We start from the raw sequence: 18,663 nt of genomic DNA on the forward strand, positions 1-18,663 counted from the left end.
GCTTTGACGCTCGCTCGCCAATATTAGAACAAGTCGTTTGCTGTAATACTTTTATCGTGTTTTGTATAATCAACAGGTCTTTTAGCAAAGAAATCATCTAATGAATTGGCGAAAACTTCTTCCTCGAACCATACCATTGGTCTGTATTGTTCAGGAGTAATGTTGTATTTTGTTTTCATGTTGATTTTCTTCAAGCTGTCATCCACACGGTATTTCATGAAGTTAAGAAGATCTTCTTTAGAAACGTTGTCAATTTCTCCCAGTTCAAAGATCCAGCTAAGGATATCACCTTCTCTTGCGATAGACTCATCTACCAAAGTGTAAATGTCTTCGATATCGCTGTCTGTTAATAAGTCAGGCTGTTCCTCACGGATTTTGTTGATCAGGTAGATTCCTGCATTAGCGTGAATCTGCTCATCTACGGAAGTCCATGCAATAATATTGGAAACGTTTTTCATGAATCCTTTGAATCTTGTGAAAGAAAGGATGATGGCAAACTGCGAGAAAAGAGAAACATTTTCTACTAAAATACTGAATAATAGTAAAGCAGAAACATACTCTTTAGGGGTTGCAGAATTAGCGTGTTTTAAAGCATTTCCCAGGAACTCGATTCTTCCTTTTACAGCAGGAATTTCGATAACATTAAGGAATTCGTCATTGTATCCTAATACCTCTAATAAACGGGAATATGCTTCAGAATGACGAAACTCGCATTCTGCAAAAGTAGATCCTAATCCATTGAATTCCGGCTTTGGTAGGTGGTTGTATAAATTCCCCCAGAATGTCTTTACAGACACCTCGATCTGTGCAATGGCTAACAGCGCATTTTTCACAGCATGTTTTTCATGTGGTTCCAACTGCGAATGAAAATCCTGAACATCTGCAGTAAAGTCCACTTCCGAATGTACCCAGAACGATTTGTTGATTGCCTCTACAAATTGAAGAACCTCCGGGTATTCAAATGGCTTATAACTTACTCTTTTATCAAAAATTCCCATATTAAATATCTTTATAATTAAATAATTTAGATCTCTGTGGATAACGTTCAGGAAATATTTAACTTTTTGTTTATCTGCAAGTTGTGGATTAAAGTTATTCACTTCCGCAAATTCATATTTCTTGTAAAGAACTAATAGCAAAGTTCGAAAAAAAGAACTGATTTTGAAAGAGGTAAATACTAATAGGCTGACTTTTAGCCTGAAAAGTTTTCCACATTTACATGAAACTGGCTCGGATAATAGGCTAGACAGCAATCTTGAGGATAAATAGATACAAATACAGAGTTACAGTTAAACAATATTTTGTAAAGTATTATAAATAAAGGTCTATTGTGTTAAACAAAAAAATATTTGAATAAATTTTTATTCTTGTAACAATTTGAAAATATCATCTACTTATTGGGTATAAAACATACATCACTTAATGTTAGTAATTCAGGATTTAAATAAGTCATACGATACAGGGAAAAGCAAACTTCATGTTCTCAAAGGAATTAATCTGAATATTTCTGAAGGGGAGTTTGTTTCTATTATGGGAAGTTCCGGTTCCGGAAAATCTACGCTTCTTAATATTATTGGGATTCTGGATGAAAAAGATTCAGGTATCTATGAATTGGATGGAGTTCCTATCGAACATTTATCTGAAGTAAAAGCTGCGGAATACAGAAGCAGGTTTTTAGGATTTATTTTCCAGTCTTTTAACCTTATCAATTATAAAACGGCTTTAGAAAATGTAGCACTTCCTCTGTACTATCAGAATGTACCGAGAAAAGAGCGAAATCAGAAAGCGATGGAATATCTGGAGAAAGTAGGATTGGCACAATGGGCCAACCACCTTCCGAGTGAACTTTCCGGAGGACAGAAACAAAGAGTCGCTATTGCAAGAGCTTTGATTACAGATCCAAAAGTAGTACTGGCAGATGAGCCTACAGGAGCATTGGATTCCAAAACTACTCATGATATTATGAAACTGCTTCAGGATATCAATAATGAGGGGAAAACAATCATCGTTGTAACCCATGAACCTGATGTAGCTGCACAAACCAAGAGAAATGTAGTACTGAAGGACGGGATTATTGAAAGTGATGAGTTTATTAAGCAGATTGTATTATAAGTGAATCGTGAATGGTCAATTTTGCTTTACAAGTGAATTGATAATGAAGAGGGAAAATAATTAATAACACACACGAATGAATATGAAAAAAAATAAAAATGTTTTTAAATCTGAACCATTATAAGCTTGACGTATATCAGTCAGCCAGAGAATTAAGAATAGAATGTTATAAAATTTTATCTAAAATCCCTGATCATGAAAAGTTTAACATAATCGATCAGATACGAAGAGCTTCTACTTCAGTTGTATTAAATATTACTGAAGGATGTTCAAGAAAATCTGAACTGGAAAGAAAGAGGTATTTTGAAATTGCCAGAGGTTCGGTTATTGAGTTGGATTCTTGTTTTGATATCGTTATAGAATGTAATTATATTAAAATAGAGGAATTAACAAAAATTGGAAATTTAATAAAAACAGCATTTATCTTGTTAAGTAAAATGTTAAAAAAAGATTAGAAATGTGAAAATTAGTCAGGTTCGTAACTAAAGTTTTGCGAAGAATAAATTGACAACAAAGTTAATTGACTTCGAAGAAAATTGAGAGCGCAGCTAATTGACTTTTTTACAAAGTAAAAAAATAAAAACTATGTTTGACCTAGATCGTTGGCAGGAAATATTCAGTTCTATCCGGAGCAATGTGCTCAGGACGGTACTTTCAGGGTTTACGGTAGCCCTGGGGCTGTTTATTTTCATCGTACTTTTTGGAATTGGAAAAGGACTTCAGAATGCTTTCTCAGAAGGATTTGCCGGAGATGCTAAGAACCTTATTATTATTTCAACAGGGAAAGCCACTTTAGCGTATAAGGGATTACAGTCTGATAGAAATGTTTCAATGAATAACGCAGACTATGATTTTTTGATAAATGCAGATAAGAAAAAAGCGGGTCCTTCAAGTCCCAGGTATAGCGCCAATTTAATGGTGAAATATGGGAAAGAGAGTGGTCTCTATCAGATCAATGGTGCTGAGCCGGGAGAGCAGGTTATTGAGAATAGAAAAATTATTGATGGTCGTTATCTGACATCTATGGATTTGACAAGGAAATTAAATGTTGCCGTAATCGGAAGAATGGTTCAGCGGGATTTGATCAAAAATGGAAATCCTATTGGAAAAGAGCTGGATATTAACGGAACGATGTACAAGGTGATCGGAGTCTTTTCAGATGATGGAGGAGACCGGGATGAAAGACATATTACAGTGCCTATTACCACTTTACAGCAGATGAAAAAGGGTTCTGACACAGTGAATATAGCTTATATCACCTATAATGATAAGTTGACTCCGGATCAGGCCATAAAATATGGTGATGAGTTACAAGATAAACTGAAAGCCAGAAAAAATGTTTCTCCTGATGATGAAAATGGAGTTCGTGTCTGGAATAACGCCAAAAATATGAATGATACATTTACGTTTATGGCAGTTCTTACCGCTATTGTTGGATTTATTGGTCTGGGAACATTGCTTGCGGGAATTATCGGGATCAGTAATATCATGGTGTATATCGTGAAAGAAAGAACCAAAGAAATCGGAGTACGAAAAGCTATTGGGGCAAAACCAAGTGGAATCGTAGGACTGATTGTTCAGGAAAGCGTTGTGATTACAGTGGTATCCGGACTTGTAGGAGTAGGAATAGGTGTTTTGACATTAAGCCTTATTGGTGACAGTCTTGAAGAATTCTTCATTAAAAGTCCAAGTGTAGGTTGGGGGGCTATTATTATGGCATTTATTGCCCTGATTTTTTCAGGATTGATTGCTGGATTTGTACCTGCATACAGAGCTTCAAGAATCAAACCTATTGAAGCATTGAGAACAGAATAATATAAACTAAAAAACAAAAGCAAATTTTTAGTTAAAAGAATGAATGGAATTCATAACTCATATTTATAACTTATAATTCAAAAAGGTGAATATCATATTTAAAAAAGATACTTGGCAGGAAATTTATTATTCATTGAGGAATAATAAACTCCGAACATTTCTTACCATGATTGGCGTAGGATGGGGAATGTTTTTGTATGTAAGCCTTCTTGGAGCCGCAAAAGGGATGGAGAATGGTTTTGATAAATTATTTTCCGGTTTTGCCACCAATTCAATCTTCTTATGGGCACAGAAAACATCCATTCCATATGAGGGATTTCCTAAAGGAAGAGAAGTTCACTTGAACTTAACCGATATGGATATGCTGAAAAGGAAAGTAACAGCCATAGATTATATATCGCCACAAAATGCCAGAGGAAGCTTTACCGGAACACCGGGAGAATCAATGTCAAGAAACGGGAAAAACGGTACTTATTCATTAACGGGAGATTACTCTGTAGGAAATAAAATTTCAGAAAAGAAACTGATCTACGGACGCTATATCAATGATGCCGATGTTTCCGGAAATAAAAATGTAGTAGTTATTGGAGAAGAGATTTATAAAAACTTCTTTGATTCCAAGAAAAAAGAAAATCCAATAGGAAAATCAATCAATATTAAAGGTCTCTTCTTTAATGTCATCGGAGTTTTTCGTGTGAAAAAAGGAGGCGGCTTTGAAAATGATCAGACCGCTTTCATTCCACTTTCCACTTATACGAAAATGTATAATGCAGGAGACCAGATAGACCTGTTTGCGATTGTAAGTAAGCCTAATGCTAACGTTAATTCCGTGGAAGAAGATGTAAAACAGGTTTTAAAAACCAAAAATAAAGTTTCACCTGAAGACACCAATGCTTTCGGAAGTTTCAATCTTGGAAAAGAGTTTAAAAAACTAACCGGTTTTCTTACTGGGATGCAGCTACTGACCATTATTGTTGGTACACTGACGATTCTTGCAGGAGTAATCGCTATCTCCAATATTCTTTTGATTACAGTAAAAGAGAGAACCAAAGAAATCGGAATCAGAAGAGCATTGGGAGCAAAGCCTGCTGAAGTAAGAAATCAGATTTTGCTGGAAAGTGTTGTGATTACACTTTCCTCAGGATTAATAGGTTTTATGTCTGGAATTTTTGTGCTCATGATCCTCAATGCGGCTACCCAGGGTCAGGATTCATTTCCTTTTTATAATCCGACCGTTAACTATGGAAACGTATTTGCGGCGATGGCTGTAATGGTGGTTTTAGGATTGATAATCGGAATGATTCCTGCGCAGAGAGCGGTAAAGATCAGACCTATTGAAGCATTAAGAACAGAATAATTAATTTTCACATCATTCAATTTAAAAAAAATAAACTATACATATGAAAAAGAAATTCACCTGGAAAAAAGCCATTTATATAGTCTTGGGGCTTTTATTTGCAGTGGCATTGTTCTCAGGGCTTGGCTATTTTATCAAATCAAACTCCAAAGAAAGTGAGGCTTTCCTTACCCGCAAACCTACTATCCAGAATATGGATGATAAAGTAATGGCTACAGGGAAAATCGTTCCCAAAGAAGAAATTGAAATCAAACCCAATATTGCTGGGATTATCGATAAGATTTTAGTAAAAGAAGGAGATAAAGTAGAAGTAGGACAGCTGATTGCTACCGTAAAAATTGTTCCAAGTATCTCCGAAGTAAACGCTGCTCAGCAGGAAGTTCAGAATGCGCAGATCCAGATCAGTAATGCTCAGATGAATGTAGGGAATATGCAGAAACAGTTTGAAATGCAGGATAAGCTATACAAACAAGGAGTCGCTTCTAAACAGGAGTATCTGAACGCCCAGCAGCAATTGTACTCTCAGCAACAGACTTTAAAAAATGCCCAGCAGCAATTGAATACCGCTCAAAAAAGATTACAGATTGCTAAAACAGGTGCCACTCCTGAACTTAAAGGACAAGGGTTAGCGACTACAGAAATTCGTTCCAAAGCTTCAGGTACTGTACTGGAAGTTCCTGTAAAAGCAGGAAGCCAGGTGATTGAAGCCAATAACTTTAATGCCGGAACTACAATCTGCTCAGTGGCTGATTTAAATGTTTTGATTTTTAAAGGTGAAATTGATGAAGCACAAGCCGGAAAACTAAGTGAAGGGATGGATATGAACATTGTGATCGGTGCTCTTCAAAATAAAACTTTCCCTGGAAAACTAACGATGATTGCTCCAAAAGGAAAAGATAATGCAGGAACAATTAAATTTCCGGTAGAAGGAAACGTAACTAATCCTAATAATGAGTATATTAGAGCAGGTTTTTCTGCGAATGGTGAAATTGTATTGAGTTCTCAGAAAAATGCATTATTATTGGATGAGTCTTTAGTTCAGTACGAAAAGAAACAAGGAAAAGATGTACCTTTCGTAGAAGCAAAACAAAAAGATGGGAAATTCAAAAAAGTATATGTGAAACTGGGAGCTAGTGACGGGATCAACGTTCAGATTCTTCCGGGATCAAATATCACAAAAGATACCGAAGTAAAAGTTTGGAACCCTTCTGATAAAGACAAAGAAGAGCTTAAAGAAAAAGCAAATAAAAAATAATAAACTACACTATACACTTTTAAACTGTGAATCCCGGAGGAATTTTTTTCGTCCGGGATTCTTTTTTTAGATCAAAACTTTTGCAAGTGTAAATTCCTATATTTGAATTGGATAATCTATGAAAAATGTGCAGATATGCTGGGAAAACCTATAAATCACATTACGTATGCTTCAAATGCAGAAAATCATTTAAACAGCAGGATGCATACGATATTATAAAAAGAGTAGAAAAAGAAAAAGTATACCATGAGCCTAATGGGAAGGTAATTCGCAAAGTAGGATATGTTTTCAGAAAAAGAGAAACAGAGGAATTACAAAAAATTGTTTCAGAGATTGAAAACAGAACTATAAAATGTCCTGAGTGCAGCAACGTAATGGCTGATCTGGGGAAAGATTTCAAAGCTCCTAAAAAAACAGCAGTTAAAGAATGGAAAATTATAGAAAGTCTTTTAAAAACGGGAAAATGCTTTCATACATGTGGCTGTGATGGAATTGGATATATTCCCAAAAATCCTAATGACTATGAAATGTATTTAAAAACCATCTTGCAGTCTTATCAGGAATCATTGATTTCATGTCAGAATAAATCTATAGAAGAATTCCCGGATAAAAATGAGGAAATTAATTATTGGTCAGACAAGATTCAAAAAGTAAAAACTGAAATTGCTGATAATAAATTCGGAAAGGTGTAACAAAAAGTAATTTTAAAATGTCTTAATTTTAAATTCCAAACTATACCTCCATGAAAAAAGACTATTGGATTCTGTTACTTTTTATCATTGCAAAGTTTGCACTCCAATACTCGCTGATAAGCCCTGAGTATGAACTTCACAGAGATGAATACCTGCATCTTGATCAGGCCAATCACCTTGCCTGGGGATATCTCTCCGTTCCTCCCGTTAATTCCTGGTTGGCCTGGATAATTAAAATGTTGGGAAATTCCATCTTTTGGGTTAAATTCTTTCCAGTGCTGTTTGGAACTTTGACGATAGTACTGACATGGAAAGTTGTGGAAGAGCTCAATGGAAACCTGTTTGCTAAAGTACTGGCTTCTTTAGGGCTATTATTTTCAGTACTTCTTCGGGTAAATATGTTATTCCAGCCAACCTCTCTGGAGATCTTTCTATGGTTGTTTATTTACTACAGTCTGATTAAATATTTCAATTCCCAACAAGTAAAATGGTTGTATATAGGTGCTATCATTGTCGGAATAGGAATATTAAACAAATACAATATTGCTTTTTCATTGTTAGGGCTTATTCCTGCATTATTGCTGACAGAGCAAAGGAAGATTTTTATGCTGCCTCATTTGTACTGGGCTGCACTTTTAGCTTTGATTATTATTTTTCCCAACCTTCTCTGGCAGTACCAGAACCAGTTCCCGGTTGTTCATCATATGAAAGAACTTTCTGAACGGCAGCTTGTACATGTAGACAGAATGGATTTTATGAAATCCCAGATTTTATTTTTTGCCGGAGTTATTTTTGTGATTATTGCAGGCTGGGGAGCATTGCTGTTATACAAACCTTTTGAAAAATACAGGTTTTTCTTTTGGAGCTATATCTTCACAATTACTTTGTTTTTGTTCTTTAAAGCAAAAGATTACTACGCGATAGGGCTCTATCCTGTGTATATTGCTTTTGGTGCTGTTTTTCTCGGAAATTTATTTGAAAAAGGCTTGAAAAGATTTTTGAAGCCGGTTAGCATACTTATTCCAATACTTTTATTTCTGCCTTTGTATAATGTGGCTTTTCCAAATAAAAGTCCTGAATACATCGTGTCCCACCAAAGTCAATACAAAAAATTAGGGTTGCTTCGCTGGGAAGATGGAAAAGATCATCCGCTGCCACAGGATTTTGCTGATATGCAGGGTTGGAAAGAGCTGGCTCAAAAAGTAGATAAAGAATATTCCAGATTGTCAAAAACCGGAAAAACCATGGTACTGTGTGATAATTACGGACAGACCGGAGCTATTAATTATTACTCAAAAGCCGGAGTCGTGGCAGTGTCATTTAATGCAGATTATATCAATTGGATAGATGTAAACAAAAAATATAAAAATGTGATCAGGATTAAAGAGGCATCTGAAGCAGGAAAAGAACTTAAAGAATCCGGTTCCTTTTTTGAAATTGCAACATTAAAAGATTCCATTACCAATCCTTACGCGAGAGAAAGAGGAACTGCAATTTTCAGTTTGCAGGGAGCAAAAGTAAATATCAACAAGAGAATTCAGGATGAAATTATCGAAGTTAAAAATGAATGGAAATAGTTTTCAATAACGTTGGAAATGATGATTTGCAGATAGGATAAAGCTAATAGATAAATATTATTGCAACTTTATTGCGTTAATTGATTTTAGGTTAACTTTGTATTATCAATTATCAATTATCAATTATCAATTATCAATTATCAATTATCAATTATCAATTATCAACTAAACTATGGAAAACAAAAACTTTGATGTCATCATAACAGGAGGAAGCTATTCAGGATTATCTGCAGCAATGGCTTTGGGAAGATCATTAAGAAATGTCCTGGTTATCGATAACGGAAAACCTTGCAACAGACAAACTCCACATTCCCATAATTTTGTTACTCATGACGGAAAAACACCTGCGGAAATTGCAAAGCTGGCAAAACAAGATGTAGGAAAGTATGATACCGTACGATTTTATAATGGAACAGTGGTAAAAACTTCGAAAGCAAATAAAGGTTTTGTGATTGAAACTTCAACAGGTGAAAAATTTTACGCTAAAAAATTGATCCTTGCCTCAGGAGTGAAGGATATCATGCCGGATATTCCCGGATTTGCAGAATGTTGGGGAATTTCTGTTATTCATTGCCCATACTGTCATGGCTATGAAGTGAAAAATGAAATTACCGGAATTCTTTCCAACGGAGATATGGCCTACGAGTTTTCAAAACTGATTTTTAATCTGACTAAAAATCTCACTTTATTTACCAATGGAAAAGCTGTTCTTAGTGACGAACAACTTGAAAAACTAAAGAATAATAATATCATCCTTAACGAAGATGAAATCAAAGAAGTAAAACATGAAAATGGTTTCATTCAAAAAATAATTTTTAAAAACGGAAAGGAAGTTCCATTGCAGGCTTTGTATGCGAAAATTCCTTTTGAGCAAAATATCAATGTATCTGATGATCTGGGGTGTGAACTTACAGAACAGGGGTTTATTAAAGTGGATATAATGCAGAAAACAACCGTTTCCGGACTTTTTGCCTGTGGAGATAATGTAACCATGATGCGTTCCGTAGCCAATGCAGTTGCACAAGGGAATTTTGCCGGAGCTATGGTGAATAAAGAACTTTCTGATGATGAATTTTAAAGGCTTTTTGACACATTTAAAAGAACCATAATGTAGGATTTGTGGATATATATATTCATTTTTTAGTGTTTAAAAATCATTTTTTCAATAGAGAAATCTCGACGAAAATTCCGTACATTTGGGGTGAAAATTTCAAAAACTAAAAGTAAAATGGATATTATTTTCGACCTGATTGAAAAGGAAAGACAAAGACAAACCCATGGTTTAGAACTTATTGCATCAGAAAACTTTGTTTCTGAAAACGTGATGAAAGCAATGGGAAGTGTACTGACAAATAAATATGCTGAAGGATATCCCGGAAAAAGATATTACGGAGGATGTGAAGTAGTAGATGAGGTTGAAACTTTAGCGATTAACAGAGCTAAAGAACTTTTTGGAGTAGACTACGTGAATGTTCAGCCGCATTCCGGTTCTCAGGCGAATGCAGCCATTTATCTTGCAGTTTTGAAACCAGGTGACAAAATCATGGGGATGGACCTTTCAATGGGAGGACACCTTACTCACGGTTCTGCAGTGAATTTCTCAGGTATTCAATATAACGTAGTTTCTTACGGAGTTCAGCAGGAAACAGGTCTTATCGATTATGACCAAATGAGAGAAGTGGCATTGAGAGAAAAACCAAAAATGCTTATCGCAGGTTTCTCAGCGTATTCAAGAGATTTAGACTATGCTAAGTTCAGAGAAGTAGCAGACGAAGTTGGAGCAACGCTTTGGGCAGATATTGCTCACCCGGCAGGTCTAGTGGCAAAAGGATTGTTAAACTCTCCATTCGAACACTGTCATGTAGTAACGACTACTACTCACAAAACCCTTAGAGGACCAAGAGGAGGGATGATTATGATGGGTAAAGATTTTGAAAATACTTACGGTCACAAAACCCCAAAAGGAGAAATTAAAATGATGAGCCAGGTACTTGACGGAGCTGTATTCCCAGGTATTCAGGGTGGTCCTCTTGAGCACGTAATTGCTGGTAAAGCGGTAGCGTTCGGTGAAGCATTGGATGTACAGTTCGAAACTTATGCAAAACAGGTTAAATCTAACGCTCAGGCATTATCAAAAGCAATGATCGACAGAGGTTTTGATATCGTAAGCGGTGGTACAGATAATCACCTGATGTTAGTAGATCTTAGAAATAAAGGAGTAAACGGTAAAGAAACTGAAAAAGCTTTAGTGCTTGCTGATATTACTTGTAATAAAAATATGGTTCCTTTTGATGATAAATCACCATTTACAACATCTGGTATCAGATTAGGAACTGCTGCTATTACAACCAGAGGACTTAAAGAAAATGATATGGATACTATTGCAGGGTTAATTTCTGAAGTGGTAGATAATATCAAGAATGAAGAAGTTCTTGGATCTGTAAGAAAGAAAGTTAACGAATTAATGGAAGGCAAAGCTCTGTTCAATTACTAACAGACATTCCAATATCATATAAAGAATGGGCAAACTGCTCATTCTTTTTTTATTACAATGGAAAAGAAATCTTATACTTTCGACGAAATTAAACAGAAGCTTGTTAACTATTGTGTTTACCAGGACCGCTGCCATGCGGAAGTGGAACAGAAGATGAGAGAGTTTCTGCTTATTGATGAAGCAAAAGAAGAAATTATTTTATTTCTGCTGAAAGAAAACTTTCTGAACGAAGAAAGATTTACCAGGAGCTATATCCGAGGGAAATTTTACATTAAACACTGGGGAAAGACCAAAATTAAGATCAATCTGAAACAAAAACAGATTTCAGAGAGGTTGATAAGCTCTTGTTTTGATGAGATTGATGACTCAGATTATGAGAAAACAATCAGAAAAATTTTTGATGATTATTATACCAAACAAACTGGCTTGAAAGAATATCAAAAAAAAACCAAAACTATAAAATATTTGATGAGTAAAGGTTTTGAGTATGAGAAAATAATTGATATTTTTGGCTAAATATTAATAAATAAGAAAAAACTTGACGTATGACTTTTAGGAAAAAAAACAATCAGTTCATTGAAAAAGATTGATATATAAAGATTTAATAATTCTTTTAAAGAAAAAACAGCTGAAATAAAAAATTTACATAGATAAATGTCGTCGTCATAAACAGTTTCTCTGGTATGATTTTTGTCTGTGGGTTTAGCTGTACCACAATGAAATTGTTAGATTTTATAAATGTAACATCAAATTTATTTTTGATTTCAGCATATTGAAATAAATTTATTTTACTTTTGCATGATTGTATCAAAACTATCTTTGATTGGATAATTAGATATTATACCTTAATTAAATATGAACACCAATATAGACAATGTACAATTCTCTTAGAAAAACAATATTTGGAGGGGATAATGTTGTCAATCTCTCAGACGTAAGATATCTTCCTAGATGGATAATTCTTGTAATAGACATTATTATTCTGGTAATATCTTTATTTCTTTCTACCTACATTATCGCAAAAATTACAAAACAGGAATTCATATATCATGATGATAAAAGCCTAATTTTCGCTTTTATTATTCTGGTGAATGCTTCTTTTATGTATGTCTTCAAGACCTATGCCGGGATAATCCGCCACTCCACCTTTATAGATTTATTTAAACTCCTGATCTCCTGCTTTTGCACAATGCTGGCTATCGGAACTGTAAATATCTGCTATTTCTGGATTACAGGAAGCAAATTTATCCTTACTCCTTATCTGATGCTTTATTTCGTAATTTCATTTATGGGATTATTTCTTTTCAGACTTTATGTGAAGGAATTTTTCCATATTGTGAGGGAATACAGAAGAAGCGCACTGAAAAAAAGAATTTTAGTATTGGGAATTGATGAGCAGTCTATTGCCATTGCACGTGCAATTCTTGATAACCCGAGTTTACCTTATCAGGTAGTAGGTTTTCTGACACAAAGAACAGATTCTAAAAGGGCATCTCTGTTAGGAAAGCCAATTTATGAAAAACAAAAAATAGAAGAAAACACCAAAGAAGATCTTATTATTGATGGCGTTCTTATTGTTAAAGAAATGATGGCCAGAGATGAGATGAATTCATGGGTGAATTTATTTTTAGAGAAAGATCTTAATGTCTTTAAAGCACCATCAGTACAAAAACTGAGAGACAGCGATCTAGGGGGATCTATTAGAAATCTTCAAATTGAAGATTTATTAAACAGAAAACCTATCAAAATTCAAAATGAAAAAGTTAAAAGCAGACATTTTGATAAAACAGTATTAGTAACCGGTGGAGCAGGATCTATAGGAAGTGAAATTGTTAGACAGGTTGCTCTTTTCAATCCTTCATTGATTGTCGTTTTAGATCAGGCAGAAACACCGCTTTATGAAATTGAACTTGAAATGAGAGAAAAATTTCCTCATATCCCTTTCAAATTTGTTTTAGGAGATGTTTCCAATCATCACAGAATGGAATCTCTGTTCCAAACGTATAATTTCTCAATGGTATATCATGCAGCTGCTTATAAGCATGTACCTTTGGTAGAAGAAAATCCTCACGAAGCTATTTTTGTTAATATATTAGGTTCAAAAATAGTTGCAAAGCTATCCAGTAAGTATAAAGTAAACCGTTTCGTAATGGTATCTACAGATAAAGCTGTAAATCCAACCAACGTAATGGGAGCTTCAAAGAGAGCTGCTGAGCTTTTTGTGCAGTCACTTCAGAATGTAGATGGTAATGTTACCAAGTTTATTACAACAAGATTTGGAAATGTATTAGGATCTAACGGTTCTGTAATTCCTCATTTTAAAAAGCAGATTGAAGCTGGAGGACCGGTAACCATTACCCACCCGGAAATTGTAAGATATTTCATGACTATTCCTGAGGCTTGTGAGCTGGTTCTTCAGGCAGGAACAATGGGTGAAGGAGGTGAAATTTTTGTCTTTGATATGGGAGAACCTGTTAAAATTATTGATCTTGCCAAAAGAATGATAAAATTATCAGGATTCGAACCTAATATTGATATTAAGATCATTTATACAGGATTGAGACCTGGAGAGAAGTTATATGAAGAACTCTTGAGTGATGACGCAAAAACACTTCCTACTCATAATGATAAAATCATGATCTCCAAAGATCCTTCTATGGGATTTGCAGAAATAGATACTCTTACTAAAGAAATTACAAAAGCTTCTCTTAGAAGAGATAAAGTGGAAGTAGTAAGGATTCTTAAAACTATAGTGCCGGAATTCCGAAGCAATAATTCAATCTATGAGGCTCTTGATAAATAGACAAAATATAAATGTATATTTGCATAATTTAACAAAATAATGAAAGGAAAAATATTAGCAGTAGTTTTGGCATCTTCATTAGTGATTTCTTGTAAAGTGAATCCCAATGCTAAGAATGATTTAAATTATATGCAGAATATAGAACAGGTTGCAATCAGTGCCTCTGCTAAAAATTCAGCAAATACAATCCAGGTAGGAGATCAGCTTATTATTCTGATCACTGCAAAAGATATGGATGTTGTAAAGCCTTTTAATCAGAACTATTCTTCATCAGAACTTATCCAGACCAATGCAATAGCAGGAGGAAATACTCCTAATCAGGGCTCTACAATTATGTCTGGGCCAACATATATTGTAGATGCAAATGGAGATATTGACTTCCCTATCTTAGGTAAACTGAATACATCGGATAAAAGTCTCACCGCTTTTAAAGACGAACTTAGAGAAAAAATGACGAGATATGTTATTAACCCAACAATTAATATCAGGCTCTCGAATTTTAAAGTTACAGTACTTGGAGAAGTTAACAGACAGGGTGACTATACTATAGCAAGTGGGCAGGCAACTATTTTAAATGCACTAGGTATGGCTGGTGACCTGACGCAATATGGGAAAAGAGAAGACATATTGGTGATCAGAACAGAAAATGGCGTTGTTTCTCATGGCCGTATTAATATTCGGGATGCCAATCTCATTAATTCTCCTTATTACAACCTGAAGCAAGGGGATGCTATTATTGTTTCCTCAAGTAATACCAAAGATGTTTTAGCAAAACAAAATCCCAATACTGGACTTTATTTGACCGCTATTTCTATCGCGGTTACAGCAGTTGCCGTAGTAGTAAGTTTATTTAATAAGAAATAAAAAATTGATGGATAACCAATCTTCACAATTTTCTGAGGTAGAAAACAACTCAAATAGTATTAACATTAGTGAAATTATAAAACCATATCTGAGAAGATGGCCATGGTTTATTCTAAGTGCATTTGTTGCTTTAATAATAGGTTATATATCGCTAAGATTTATAACTCCTATATATAATGTTCAGACTTCCGTTTTAATTAAAGATGCAAGAAACTCTTCTCCTATAATGGGAAGTGATTTAGGAATATTACCGGATCTGTCAGGTTTAGGCGGTCTTAAAACGAATAGTATTGCTAATGAAATAGAAATACTGAAATCTAAAAAGATGATGCGCGAGGTAGTCATCAATCAAAATTTACAGGTAAATGTAATTGGAAAAGGTAGGGTTACTAAACTAGAATTGTATAAAGCAACATGTCCTATAAATGTTAAAGTAATTGAAGAGAAGCAAAGTGAAAAACCTGCAACTCCTGTAAAACTTACTATAGATAAAGATAAGCTTATTCTTACATCAAAAAGTTTAACAAAAGAAATCGTTACAACATATGGGAAAACCATCAGTCTTCCCTTTGCCAATATCATTATAACAAAAAATAAAGAATTCGCTCCGGGAAACCTTGGAGTGGATATGAAAAACCTTGAGCTGCAAATCTCCACAGCAGATGCAAAAGTAAATAGTTTACAAGGCAGTTTAAGTGTGGATTTAGCTAATAAAGAAGCTACCGTACTTAGATTAGGCCTAAATTATCCACAAATCAGAAAAGCTGAAGATATCCTGAATAATTTAGTTGTAGCCTACAATAATGATGCAATGTCTGATAAAAACTCAGAGTCAAAAAAAACACTCGATTTTATTGAAGACAGAATCAAAAAATTATCCGGAGAACTTGGTGAAGTTGAAAACCAAAAAGAAAGTTTTAAATCAAAAAATAATATTATTGATATAGAAACTGAGGCTAAGATTGGTTTGGAAAGTTCTGCTGCTGCAAGAGCAAAACAGTTGGAAATAGATGCTCAGTTAGAACTTACAAATTCCTTAATTAGTTATGTCTCAAATCAAGGACAGTATCAGGTTCTTCCTGCAAATGTTGGACTAAACAATACAGACGCAGTAAGTGGAATTTCTGCTTATAATCAATTAGTATTACATCGAAACAGACTTTTGGAGTCCGCTACGCCGGAAAACCCTACGGTTGTAGATGTTACTAAACAAATTAATGCAATGCGTAGTTCTGTTACACAGAGTCTTCAGAAAAACAAACAAGGCCTTGAGCTGGCAAGAAATGAATATTTAGGAGAACAAAATATAGTTTCCGGAAAGATATCAAAACTACCTTCTATTGAGAAAATGTTCAGAAGTATTGAAAGACAACAGCAAATCAAAGAAAATTTGTACTTGCTATTGCTTCAAAAAAGGGAAGAAACGGCTATTGCCCAATCCATTACTGCTCCTAAAGCAAAGATTGTAGATTTAGCTTATGCTTCCGGAGCACCGGTTTCACCTAATAGAGAGATTGTTTTAATGGTTTCTTTTGTTTTAGGATTATTAGTTCCTTTTATTGTTATTTATCTAACAATGCTTTTCAATGATAAAGTGGTTACGAAACATGATCTTGAAAAGGTAGTGCATGCGCCTATTATTGCTGAATTACCAAGTCTTGAGAAAGGAGATTCTGAAATTGTTAAAATGAATGATATTACCCCTATGGCAGAAGCATTTAGAATTCTTATCACGAATATGAATTTCATGCTTTCAAAAGAGAAAAAAGGTAAAGTAGTATTTGTTACTTCAACTGTAAAGGGAGAAGGAAAAACATTCACATCTGTGAATTTAGCTTTAACACTGGCAAACCCTAAGAAAAAAGCAATTATTATAGGATCCGATATCAGGAATCCTCAGCTTCAAAGATATAATCCTGCAAGAAAAGGACTTGCCGGACTTACGGAATACCTTTACAATGACGACACTAAACTTACAGATATTATCCATGTATCATCTTTTAATCCTTATCTGGATGTAATTTATTCAGGAATGATTCCTCCAAATCCAACAGAATTATTATCCAACGGTCGTTATGAGATTCTTCTCAACGAACTGAAAGATAAATATGAATATATTATCTTGGATACCGCGCCACTACTTCTTGTAACAGATACTTTCCTTATTGCTGAGCTTTCTGATGTAACCATTTACGTTTCCAGATCTAAATATACTGAAAAGGCATTATTGGAATTTGCCAACAGTAATATTGATCAGAAAAAAATCAGAAATGTAGGATTTGTACTTAATGATGTAAGCAGAGAAAATTTAGGATACAGTAACAAATACGGTTATGGCTACAACCATCATACAGAACAATCTTGGTTTCAAAAAATAAAAAATAAATTTAGTTAATGGCAACAACATATAAAATAGCAGTTATAGGCCAGGGTTATGTAGGTCTTCCTTTATCTCTTGAATTTGCAGATCATTATCCTGTTTTTGGGTTTGATATCAATACACAACGTGTTGATCAGCTTAATAACGGAAAAGATATAACGCTTGAAGCTGATGTTGATAAATTAAATACCGGACTGAAAAAATATAGAGAATCTAATGGTTCTTTAGGTTATAAAGCAACAAGTCTGTTATCTGATATTTCTGAAGCTAATGTATTCATTGTAACAGTTCCTACACCTATTGATAAATATAATGCTCCGGATTTGAATCCTTTAATTTCTGCTTCAAAAATGTTAGGAGAAATTATTAAAAAAGGAGATATTATTATTTATGAATCTACAGTTTTTCCTGGATGTACAGAAGAAGAGTGTGTACCAATTCTTGAAAAATATTCAGGACTTACTTTTAATGAAGACTTTTTTGTAGGATATTCTCCGGAAAGAATTAATCCGGGAGATAAAGTAAATACCCTTACAAGTGTTAAAAAAGTAACATCAGGTTCTACGGAAAAAATTGCTGAAGAAGTAGATCAACTTTATAAGAAAATTATTACTGCAGGAACCCATAAAGCACCGAGCATTAAAGTTGCCGAAGCCTCAAAAGCTATTGAAAATGCACAGAGAGACGTTAATATTTCTTTTGTTAACGAATTGGCTTTAATTTTTGATAGAGTAGGTATCGATACCAATGATGTATTGGAAGCGGCAGGAACAAAATATAACTTCCTTAAATATAAACCGGGATTAGTAGGCGGACACTGTATCTCAGTAGATCCTTATTATCTTGCCCATAAAGCAGAGCAGTTAGGATACCACCCGGATGTCATCTTATCAGGTAGACGTGTAAACGACTCTATTGCAAAATTTGTTGCCGCTAAAGTAGTGAAGCTTCTTATTGCAAAGGGAGGAGTGATCAAAAACTCTAATGCCTTGATTTTAGGAGTTACCTTCAAAGAAAACTGTCCTGATGTCAGAAATACTAAAGTTGTAGATATTTATAGAGAACTTGCTGACTACGGAGTAAATGTTGATATTTATGATCCATGGGCAAGCAAAGAAGAAGTAAAGCACGAATATGGAATTAATATTCTGGAATCTCTTGAGGACGGGAAAAAGTATGATTCTTTAGTGATTGCAGTATCTCACAATGAGTTCCTGGAAATGGATCTGGATCAACTTAAAAAAGAAAATGCTGTGGTTTTTGATACGAAAGCATGTTTAGACAGAAATCTGGTAGATGCAAGATTATAATAGA

At 34.5% G+C, this 18,663-nt stretch carries 15 protein-coding genes; 14 read left to right on the forward strand and 1 reads right to left on the reverse strand.

The features are described from left to right. Positions 1-23 precede the first annotated feature (23 nt). Positions 24-998, reverse strand: a complete 975-nt coding sequence (locus tag A1704_RS12845) for a ribonucleotide-diphosphate reductase subunit beta (protein WP_062674779.1) — start codon at positions 996-998, stop codon at positions 24-26. Positions 999-1,422: 424 nt separating this feature from the next. Here A1704_RS12845 and A1704_RS12850 point away from each other — a divergent pair, with 424 nt between their 5' ends. From A1704_RS12850 to A1704_RS12915, 14 genes are all read left to right on the forward strand, one after another. After that, a complete protein-coding gene (locus A1704_RS12850) occupies positions 1,423-2,112 on the forward strand; it encodes an ABC transporter ATP-binding protein (protein ID WP_062673972.1) in 690 nt (229 codons plus the stop codon). A 98-nt stretch (positions 2,113-2,210) separates the two neighbouring features. Beyond that, entirely contained in the window at positions 2,211-2,567 is a 357-nt protein-coding gene (locus A1704_RS12855) for a four helix bundle protein (protein ID WP_062673974.1), read from the forward strand. Between the two features lie 130 nt (positions 2,568-2,697). Next, positions 2,698-3,927 carry an ABC transporter permease gene (locus tag A1704_RS12860; RefSeq protein ID WP_062673977.1) on the forward strand — a complete coding sequence of 410 codons (1,230 nt, stop codon included), beginning with the start codon at positions 2,698-2,700 and terminating at the stop codon, positions 3,925-3,927. 85 nt (positions 3,928-4,012) lie between these two features. After that, entirely contained in the window at positions 4,013-5,284 is a 1,272-nt protein-coding gene (locus A1704_RS12865) for an ABC transporter permease (protein WP_062673979.1), read from the forward strand. Positions 5,285-5,327: 43 nt separating this feature from the next. Next, complete coding sequence (locus A1704_RS12870; protein ID WP_062673981.1) at positions 5,328-6,539, forward strand: efflux RND transporter periplasmic adaptor subunit; 1,212 nt, start codon at positions 5,328-5,330, stop codon at positions 6,537-6,539. 125 nt (positions 6,540-6,664) lie between these two features. Then, complete coding sequence (locus A1704_RS12875; protein ID WP_062673983.1) at positions 6,665-7,231, forward strand: hypothetical protein; 567 nt, start codon at positions 6,665-6,667, stop codon at positions 7,229-7,231. Between the two features lie 50 nt (positions 7,232-7,281). Next, complete coding sequence (locus A1704_RS12880; protein WP_062673985.1) at positions 7,282-8,808, forward strand: glycosyltransferase family 39 protein; 1,527 nt, start codon at positions 7,282-7,284, stop codon at positions 8,806-8,808. Between the two features lie 172 nt (positions 8,809-8,980). Further along, positions 8,981-9,886 (forward strand): NAD(P)/FAD-dependent oxidoreductase, encoded by a 906-nt coding sequence (locus tag A1704_RS12885; RefSeq protein ID WP_062673987.1) that lies wholly within the window; start codon positions 8,981-8,983, stop codon positions 9,884-9,886. A gap of 150 nt (positions 9,887-10,036) precedes the next feature. Then, complete coding sequence (gene glyA, locus A1704_RS12890; protein WP_034699074.1) at positions 10,037-11,302, forward strand: serine hydroxymethyltransferase; 1,266 nt, start codon at positions 10,037-10,039, stop codon at positions 11,300-11,302. A 57-nt stretch (positions 11,303-11,359) separates the two neighbouring features. After that, positions 11,360-11,818: a regulatory protein RecX gene (locus A1704_RS12895; protein ID WP_062673988.1), complete on the forward strand. Its 459-nt coding sequence runs from the start codon at positions 11,360-11,362 to the stop codon at positions 11,816-11,818. A 358-nt stretch (positions 11,819-12,176) separates the two neighbouring features. Then, positions 12,177-14,105 carry a polysaccharide biosynthesis protein gene (locus A1704_RS12900; RefSeq protein WP_062673991.1) on the forward strand — a complete coding sequence of 643 codons (1,929 nt, stop codon included), beginning with the start codon at positions 12,177-12,179 and terminating at the stop codon, positions 14,103-14,105. A 39-nt stretch (positions 14,106-14,144) separates the two neighbouring features. Next, complete coding sequence (locus A1704_RS12905; RefSeq protein ID WP_062673994.1) at positions 14,145-14,969, forward strand: polysaccharide biosynthesis/export family protein; 825 nt, start codon at positions 14,145-14,147, stop codon at positions 14,967-14,969. A 7-nt stretch (positions 14,970-14,976) separates the two neighbouring features. Continuing rightward, on the forward strand, positions 14,977-17,364 hold the full coding sequence (locus A1704_RS12910; RefSeq protein ID WP_062673996.1) for a GumC family protein: 2,388 nt from the start codon (positions 14,977-14,979) through the stop codon (positions 17,362-17,364). After that, positions 17,364-18,659: a nucleotide sugar dehydrogenase gene (locus A1704_RS12915; RefSeq protein ID WP_062673998.1), complete on the forward strand. Its 1,296-nt coding sequence runs from the start codon at positions 17,364-17,366 to the stop codon at positions 18,657-18,659. The genes A1704_RS12910 and A1704_RS12915 overlap by 1 nt, the downstream gene beginning before the upstream one ends. Positions 18,660-18,663: the final 4 nt, after the last annotated feature.

The sequence above is a fragment of the Chryseobacterium cucumeris genome (assembly GCF_001593385.1).
Lineage (GTDB): Bacteria > Bacteroidota > Bacteroidia > Flavobacteriales > Weeksellaceae > Chryseobacterium > Chryseobacterium cucumeris.

Coding starts and splice junctions, on each gene's coding strand:
- A1704_RS12845 (WP_062674779.1), bottom strand. CDS start 998: ATGGGAATTTTTGATAAAAGAGTAAGTTATAAGCCATTTGAATACCCG.
- A1704_RS12850 (WP_062673972.1), top strand. CDS start 1,423: ATGTTAGTAATTCAGGATTTAAATAAGTCATACGATACAGGGAAAAGC.
- A1704_RS12855 (WP_062673974.1), top strand. CDS start 2,211: ATGTTTTTAAATCTGAACCATTATAAGCTTGACGTATATCAGTCAGCC.
- A1704_RS12860 (WP_062673977.1), top strand. CDS start 2,698: ATGTTTGACCTAGATCGTTGGCAGGAAATATTCAGTTCTATCCGGAGC.
- A1704_RS12870 (WP_062673981.1), top strand. CDS start 5,328: ATGAAAAAGAAATTCACCTGGAAAAAAGCCATTTATATAGTCTTGGGG.
- A1704_RS12875 (WP_062673983.1), top strand. CDS start 6,665: ATGTGCAGATATGCTGGGAAAACCTATAAATCACATTACGTATGCTTC.
- A1704_RS12880 (WP_062673985.1), top strand. CDS start 7,282: ATGAAAAAAGACTATTGGATTCTGTTACTTTTTATCATTGCAAAGTTT.
- A1704_RS12885 (WP_062673987.1), top strand. CDS start 8,981: ATGGAAAACAAAAACTTTGATGTCATCATAACAGGAGGAAGCTATTCA.
- glyA (WP_034699074.1), top strand. CDS start 10,037: ATGGATATTATTTTCGACCTGATTGAAAAGGAAAGACAAAGACAAACC.
- A1704_RS12895 (WP_062673988.1), top strand. CDS start 11,360: ATGGAAAAGAAATCTTATACTTTCGACGAAATTAAACAGAAGCTTGTT.
- A1704_RS12900 (WP_062673991.1), top strand. CDS start 12,177: ATGTACAATTCTCTTAGAAAAACAATATTTGGAGGGGATAATGTTGTC.
- A1704_RS12905 (WP_062673994.1), top strand. CDS start 14,145: ATGAAAGGAAAAATATTAGCAGTAGTTTTGGCATCTTCATTAGTGATT.
- A1704_RS12910 (WP_062673996.1), top strand. CDS start 14,977: ATGGATAACCAATCTTCACAATTTTCTGAGGTAGAAAACAACTCAAAT.
- A1704_RS12915 (WP_062673998.1), top strand. CDS start 17,364: ATGGCAACAACATATAAAATAGCAGTTATAGGCCAGGGTTATGTAGGT.